Annotated in this window: 2 protein-coding genes and 1 tRNA gene; 2 read left to right on the top strand and 1 reads right to left on the bottom strand. The window is 63.6% G+C overall.

Features of this window, described 5'->3' with window-relative positions:
- Nucleotides 1–450 precede the first annotated feature (450 nt).
- A complete protein-coding gene (locus RT513_RS20690; RefSeq protein ID WP_290684697.1) occupies nt 451–1,938 on the bottom strand; it encodes an aldehyde dehydrogenase in 1,488 nt (495 codons plus the stop codon).
- Between the two features lie 157 nt (nt 1,939–2,095).
- Between RT513_RS20690 and RT513_RS20685 the strand changes: the two genes are divergently transcribed.
- Nucleotides 2,096–2,842 (top strand): glucose 1-dehydrogenase, encoded by a 747-nt coding sequence (locus RT513_RS20685; protein ID WP_088214582.1) that lies wholly within the window; start codon nt 2,096–2,098, stop codon nt 2,840–2,842.
- Between the two features lie 772 nt (nt 2,843–3,614).
- A tRNA-Val gene (locus RT513_RS20680) sits at nt 3,615–3,690 on the top strand.

Below are 3,690 nucleotides of genomic sequence, written 5' to 3'. Positions count from 1 at the left end.
CGGGATTACACCGTCGAAGGCGCTGAAATTACACCACGTGCGCGGACGCTAACCCCGGACACCGCTGCACAAGACGAAAGCTTTGCGCGTCGGCGATCGCTCCCCCGTCGCCGATCGGCATAAAACACCAACCAGAGTCCTGTCGGCGCTGGAGTAAAACCCAATGCCAAGGCAGGGGTGGATTTGCAGTGCGATACCCACGCCCCGAAGCTACAGGCAACGCCGGATCTTCGTATTTCCCTGGGTCCGTCCTTCAAGGTCGGGCTCGCGCCAATGGGTCGGGCCATCGCAGGGGCAGCTGCACCCATGGCGGCGGGGGGCTGTGGCTTCGCAAGGCACGCTGCTCAATCTCTCCGGCTCTGCAGCAGTGACGGACTTTCCCGGTTGTTGATGTCTTTCGAGCGTGGTCGCCGGGATGCCTGCGTCCAGAGTAGATGCAGTCGTGGGACTTCAGTCGGTATTGATCCACACGGCTTTCGTGTCGAGATATTCCTCCAGATGCTCTATCCCGCCCTCGCGCCCGTAGCCTGACATCTTCACCCCGCCAAAGGGAACGGCGGGGTCGATCGCGTGATACATGTTCACCCAGACCGACCCGGCCCGGATACGTCTGGCAAGCTTGTGCGCGGTGCCGAGATGGGTCGTGAATATTCCCGCCGCGAGACCGTAGGGCGTCGCATTGGCCCGTTCCACCACTTCCTCCAGCGTATCGAAGGGAAGGGCGGAGACGACCGGGCCGAAGATCTCCTCGCGCGCGATGGTCATTGCATCCGTCACATCGCCGAAGACGGTGGGGGCAATGTAGTTCCCCCGGGCGCAATCTCCGCCCGTCAGCCGTTCACCACCGGTCAGCAGGCTGGCACCCTCCGCCCTGCCCGCGGCCAGATAGCCCTCGATCCGGCTGACCTGCCGGGCGGAGATGATCGGACCGATCTCGGCGGTTTCGCTGATCCCGTTTCCGACGTGCAGCGCCAGCGCGAAATCGGCAACCCGTCTGACGAATTCCGCGTGTATCTCGCGGGCAACGAACAGCCGCGAACCGGCGATGCAGATCTGACCCGAGTTCGCAAAGACTGCCATCGCGGCGACGGGCACCGCCTTGTCGATATCGGCATCCCTGCACACGATCACAGGCGACTTGCCCCCGAGCTCCAGCGACACGCGCTTCAGATTGCCGGTCGCGGCACGGGCGATTGCCTGTCCCGTCGCGGTGGAGCCGGTAAAGACGATCTTGTCCACGCCCGGATGGGCAGCGAGTGCCGCGCCCGCCTCCGGCCCCGTTCCGGTGACGACATTCAGAACTCCATCCGGCAAGCCCGCGTCCTGCATGAGGCGGGCGATCATCAGCGCCGTCAGGGACGCCTCTTCCGAGGGCTTCAGGACGACCGTGCACCCCGTGGCGAGAGCAGGCGCGATCTTCCAGACAGACCCGGCAATCGGCGCGTTCCATGGAATGATCGCCCCAACGACGCCGACCGGCTCCTTCACCGTCTGGGACAGGATCTCGCCGGGAAAGGAGTTGGGGATGGTGGCGCCATGAAAGGCCACCGCCTGCCCGGCATAGAAGCGCAGCATGCCGATCACCCGGCGCCGGTTTGCCAGCGTCCGGGCTATGGGCATTCCCATGTCGAGCGTGTCGGACAGGCACAGCGTCTCCCATTCTGCTTCGAAGCGTTCCGCGATCCTGAGCAGCAGCGCCTGACGCTCGAAAGGGGTGAACCGCGCCCACGGGCCCTCGAAAGCACGCCGCGCGGCGGTAACCGCATCGTGGATGTCGGCGGCGTCCCCGCGGGGGACCGTTGCGAGCAGCGCGCCGGTTGCCGGGTTTCGCGCCTCCATCACCGCGCCGGAATGCGCGGACAGCCACCGCCCCCCGATATGCATCGGACGGAAGCCGCCGTCGTAAAGTGCGGCGGCGCGGCTTTCCCAATCTGTCATCATCATCTCCTCCACCTGGGGGATCATGCGTCAGGGCGCGAAGAAGGCTCAAGTCGGGAAAGCCTGCGCGGGACAACAAAGCGGCTGGCTCTTGTCGCATTGTTTGGTCATCCTGTGCGGCATGGCGGCCGGGGAGGGCGCCTGGAGGAGATTTCTGATGCGACTTGACGGAAAGGTGGCGATCGTCACCGGCGGTGGATCGGGCTTTGGCGAGGGGATTGTGCGGAAATTCGCCGCAGAAGGCGCGCAGGTGATCGTGATGGATCGCGATGAAGCGGGCGCAGTGCGCGTGGCGGAAAGTGCCGGAGATGCGTGCCGTGCCTTTGTGGGCGACGTATCGCTGCCCGCGGGTATGGAGGGCGCCCGAGAAGCAGCAATTTCGGCCTTCGGGCGGCTGGACATCCTTGTGAACAACGCGGGTGTGGGGCATGTGCCGACTGCGCTGGAGGACGTTGACGAAGCAACCTTCGAGCGCATTGCGGACGTGAACATGCGCTCCGTCTATAACGGCGCCCGCGCGATGGTGCCGCATTTCAAAGCCCAGAGGTCCGGCGCGATCCTGAACGTCGCTTCCACCGGAGGCGTCTCGCCCCGTCCGAACCTTACCTGGTACAACGCCTCCAAGGGCTGGGTCATCACTGCCACGCGCGCGATGGCGGTCGAACTCGCACCCTTCGGCATCCGTGTGAACGCGATCAATCCCGTGGCTGGCGACACACCGCTGCTCGCCACATTCATGGGTGCAGACACCCCGGAGATGCGTGCGAAATTCCTCTCCACCATTCCGCTTGGCAGATTTTCCACACCACAGGACATGGGCAATGCGGCGGCCTTCCTGTGCTCGGAGGAAGCCTCGATGATCACCGGTATTGCGATGGAGGTCGATGGCGGACGCTGCATCTGAGCGGGTGTCGGGGCCGGAAGAGAAGAATGAGCCGATACCGCGCGTCGAGCGTGCTGCCGTCTTCTTGCCCCCGACCCGGTTCCGAAGGGGTTTGTAAGCGATTGAGGGATGCCATGCATTGCTGGCATGGCAGTTTCCATCACGTCCGTGTTGGTGTGAAGAGGTCGCGAGCTTTTTGGGTACAGCAGGCCGGGGCCGCCCAGATTGCGGCCCTAACAGGCCGCTGTGACAGGCTTTCAACTCTATGCTGGATCGGAAATCTTTCCCAGTCTGACGAAATCCAGCCTGAGATCTACACAATCCGGATCATTCTGGGGCAGATTTCCCGCTGCCCAATGTATAGGCATGAGGGTTCAGAACTTTTTCAGCCACCTGCTCGCCCCATTCACGGTAAGAAGCCGCCCCCGGAAGAGCGTCAGGATATATCGCCCGGTGCCGCTGTACGGCGCCCTGCTCCTTCCGATCTCGGCGCTCAATCTGTCCCATGCGCGGGGCGATCTCGAACCAATTCCCTGGGAGGGCAAAGGCTAACTCGCCCTACGGCTCCGCCGTGGCGAGGACATTGCGGGTGCGCGGCGACGGAAGCAGCGATCATCTGAACGACGGTCTCGCGCGGGGCCTGCTGTCTTGATAGGCGAAACTCTCCCACGCGATGTTGTTTTCCCTCGCCGCAATCCCTGGAAGCACTGTTCGGACGGGCCGTGGCATGATTTCGAGAACCCGTAACGAAGGCTTGCGCGGCTGTTCCGTCATCGCTAAACGGTCGGTGCTAGGGTCGTTAGCTCAGTTGGTAGAGCGTCTCGCTTACACCGAGAATGTCGGCGGTTCGAACCCGTCACGACCCACCA

It is taken from the genome of Haematobacter sp. (assembly GCF_032102465.1).
GTDB lineage: Bacteria > Pseudomonadota > Alphaproteobacteria > Rhodobacterales > Rhodobacteraceae > Haematobacter.
Note: the sequence above shows the minus strand (reverse complement) of the source record. Positions and strands in the feature narration are given on the sequence as shown.